This window comes from Allorhizocola rhizosphaerae (assembly GCF_003426775.1).
Lineage (GTDB): Bacteria > Actinomycetota > Actinomycetes > Mycobacteriales > Micromonosporaceae > Allorhizocola > Allorhizocola rhizosphaerae.
Genome location: NZ_QJUG01000402.1, coordinates 1 through 3639 on the forward strand (window position 1 = coordinate 1; position 3639 = coordinate 3639).

General features: G+C 66.0%; 3 protein-coding genes and 1 pseudogene. 1 reads left to right on the forward strand and 3 read right to left on the reverse strand.

The annotated features are described in order from the left end of the window. Positions 1-212: 212 nt before the first annotated feature. The gene (locus tag DM816_RS40890) at positions 213-692 is read left to right on the forward strand and encodes a hypothetical protein (protein WP_117215810.1); all 480 of its coding nucleotides are present in this window, start codon (positions 213-215) and stop codon (positions 690-692) included. Positions 693-876: 184 nt separating this feature from the next. On the opposite strand, the gene DM816_RS40895 is transcribed toward DM816_RS40890, so the two are convergent. The 3 genes and pseudogenes from DM816_RS40895 to DM816_RS40905 form a co-directional block, all read right to left on the reverse strand. Beyond that, positions 877-2136, reverse strand: a complete 1260-nt coding sequence (locus DM816_RS40895) for a glycosyltransferase (protein ID WP_117215811.1) — start codon at positions 2134-2136, stop codon at positions 877-879. Positions 2137-2307: 171 nt separating this feature from the next. Then, positions 2308-3300: an aldo/keto reductase gene (locus DM816_RS40900; RefSeq protein ID WP_117215812.1), complete on the reverse strand. Its 993-nt coding sequence runs from the start codon at positions 3298-3300 to the stop codon at positions 2308-2310. A gap of 20 nt (positions 3301-3320) precedes the next feature. Further along, positions 3321-3639: pseudogene (locus DM816_RS40905) on the reverse strand (septation protein SepH); the annotation flags it as partial.

The following is a 3639-nucleotide window of genomic DNA, read 5'->3' on the forward strand; positions in this document are numbered from 1 at the left end:
GCAATCGCCTTGATCGGCATCTGCTCGGCCCGGTACAACCGGCGGATCTCCGCCCAGTCCTCCACGTTCAACACCCTCCTGATACTCGGAGGGGTCATCCTTGACCCGCCGTCAGGGGGTCAGTATTCAGGCGTCGACGACACAAGCCCCAATCCCTGATCCACCTGCGGATACAGGACGAATACGCGCCTCCCTTCTGGTTGGATGTCGAAGTGAACGGCACCGCTTCGCTCGGCGACATCGACAGCTATCTCCGGTCGATCTGGCTCGAATGCTGTGGACACCTGAGCAGGTTCACGACCGGCGGATGGGGCAGCGCTGAGCTGGCGAAGCCGCGGCGAGTCGACTCGGTATTGAAAGACGGCGACGAGCTCATCCACATCTATGACTTCGGCACCCAGTCAATCACCCGGGTCAGGGCCATGGGCAGCCGTCAGGCCGAGCCGCTGAGCCGCCGGCCGATCGTGCTGATGGCGCGCAACATCATCCCCCAAGCGGAGTGCGTCGAGTGCGACCAGCCGGCGAGCCACCTTTGCCAGGAATGCCAACAAGAATGGGACTCGCCAGGACTATTGTGCAGGCGCCACGCGCAGAATCATCCACATGACGAGTACGGCGAGCCGATCGAGCTTGTCAACTCTCCGCGGCTGGGCCTGTGCGGGTACACCGGGCCGGCGGAACCGCCGTATTAGGCAGCCGGTGTTCCTTTTCAGGAGATCGCCAAGAGTAGACCTGACCAGTGGTGATGTAACTCCTCGCGAGATGGGGGCACTTGAGGCGACCGGCTTTCTCAAACCACGATCATCGGACGGCTCTCCCTCAAGAAGAAACGCACCACTGACGTGATGCCGTGCCTGGTGTCACTTCGTGATGGCCCTACAGCGGGAACTCGATGCCGGCCATCGCGGTCGGGACGGCGAGGCCCTGCTCGATCCACTGCCAGATGCATTCGGCCGCTTGGCGTTTGCCGTATCCACTGTGGATGGTGTGGGAGATCTCCTGCGCCCGCAGGCGGTATGTGGGGTCGCCGGTCACCGTGCGGATGGCCTCCTGGATGGTCGACGTCCGCCAGCGATCCGACGGCACGATGATGCCCGCACCGGTCGCAGCCACGTGATCGAGGTTGATCTGCTGCTCCATCTGCATGGGCACGCCCACGATGGGTGTCCCGCACGCGAGCGCCGTCTGGATCGTCGCCTGCCCACCATGGCACACGACCACATCAGCCAGCTCACAGATCGGCATGCACGGCACAAACTCATCCGTCACATAGATCGAGGGGTGATCCTGCACGATCTGCTTGACCTCCGCCAGTCGCACGATCGCGGGCGACGCCAGGATGATGGCGTTCCAGTGTTGGGCCGCACCGGCAGCGATCGCATTCGTGGCCTCCAGCAGGGCTTGCCTGGTACCGGATGATCCCATGGTCAAAAGAATTGTCGGCCGGTCATCGTCTGCCGTCAGCATCTCCACGAGCCTGGCATCCATCGGCATGCCGTAGTTGCCTTGGGCGAACAGCGGGCCCGTGATCCACACGTCCTTGGGGATCGGGATTCCGGTGTAGAACGACGGCAGATCGTTAATGATGGTCATGTCGGCGCGGATCTGATCGTAGATGTTCGTGGGCGGCTCGCCGCTCCACCCCGAGTCGATGATCGCCTGGGTGAGGTTGTGCTGCTCGACGAGGCCGAGCCGCGACTTGTGCAAGTCTGCCACCACAACCGACGGGGGCACCGGCAGGAAGCTGATCGTCGGGATGCCCTCCAGCTGTGCGGCAATGCTTCCCACCTGCCAGAAGCTGTGGATGACCACGTCGGGTTGGAGTTCCTGCATGGCCTGCCGCTGCCCGTTGATGAAGGCCTTCGCCCATTCGACCGAGCCGATGAGCTCGGGCGGGTCGAACCTCATGTCCTCGTCGGTGCTGCGGCCCTCGACCTGGGGCTGCACGCGCATGATGTCGAAGCCCGCTTCGCGCACATAAGGCTCGAACCAGCTTCCATGGGACAGGAAGGTTATGGCCACCTCATGCCCCGTCGGTGTGCATTCCTGCAGTCCCTTGGCAATCTCCAGGGCCCGGGTGGCCTGGCCGGTGTTCTGCAGGGCAACAGAGATCGCGATCCGCGTCTTCGTCGTCATGCGCGCAACCGTCCCCGCCTCGCCTATAGCGATAATCGAATCTCAGGCGATGGCCGTGGCCATGGCGATGGCGATGGCCGAGGCGGGGACGAGCGCGGCGGGACGGTCCGGCCGAGGCGGGGACGGGCCGGGCGGGGGACGGGCGCGGCCGGGACGGAAAAGGCTGAACGCCTACCAGGCCCAGGCCTCGGGGCCGGGCCCGCCCTTGCCCACCGGCGGGAACAGCTGGTCGAGCTGGCCAAGCACGCCGTCGTCGAGCGTCACGTCCAGCGCGCCAAGCGACCTGTCCAATTGCGACAGTGTGCGAGGCCCGATGATGGGCGCCGTCACGCCCGGCCGCGACAGCAGCCAGGCGATCGCCACGTCGGCCGGGTCGGTCTCGATGCTCTCGCACAGCTTCTCGTACGCCTCGATGGTCGCTCGATGCTCGGCCATGTCATTCATCGACCGGCCGCCGGTTTCGCCCGCGCGCCCGGCCGTACCCTCCTTGATCCGGCGCAGGGCACCCGACAGCAGACCGCCGTGCAGTGGCGACCACGGGATGATGCCGATGCCGTAGTGCTGCGCGGCCGGTATCACCTCAAGCTCCACGAAGCGGGTGAGCAGGTTGTAGATGCACTGCTCGGACACCAGCCCAAGGAAGTGCCGGGCGCGGGCCGCCTCCTGCGCCAGCGCCAGATGCCAGCCGGCGAAATTGGATGATCCCACATAGCGGACCTTGCCGGAGGTCACCAGGATCTCCATGGCCTGCCAGATCTCTTCCCACGGGGTTTTGCGGTCCACGTGATGCATCTGATAGACGTCGATCCAGTCGGTCTGCAGCCGGCGCAGCGACTCCTCGCAGCCCTTGATGATGTGCCGGGCGGAGAGCCCGTTGTCGTTGGGCCAGTCGCCCATCTTGCCGTAGACCTTGGTGGCCAGCACGACCTTGTCGCGGCGCCCGCCGCCCTGGGCGAACCAGCGCCCGATGATGCTCTCGGTGACGCCCTGGCCGAGCTGCCAACCGTACACGTCCGCGGTGTCGAAGAAGTTGATGCCGTGCTCCAGGGCCCGATCCATGATCGTGTGACTGTCCTCTTCGGACGTCTTCGGCCCAAAGTTCATGGTGCCCAAGCACAGCCGACTGACAGTGAGGCCCGTGCGCCCCAGGGTGGTGAACTCCATGACCACCACCCTATGCCGGGCTAACTTTCCCGTGCCGCGGGAGCTCCACCGAACAGCACGTCATCCCAGCTGGGAAGGCGCTTGCGCGGCTTGTCGGCGGTCGTTGCCGGCTCGGTCGCCGCCTGCCTGCGCGGACGCAGCACGGCCAGCGATGGCACGGCGGGCACCTCTTTGGGCGCGTCCGGGTCGTGGTCGAAGGCGCTGCCCGCGCCGCCGGCCGCGTGCGACGGCCGTTGCCGCGGCGTGTCGGTAGGTGTGTCGAGCCCGCGCCCGGGGCCGCTGCCCAGTGGGCGGTCCATCGCCGCGATCAGCGCGTCACGCCCGGCCCGGATCGGGTCG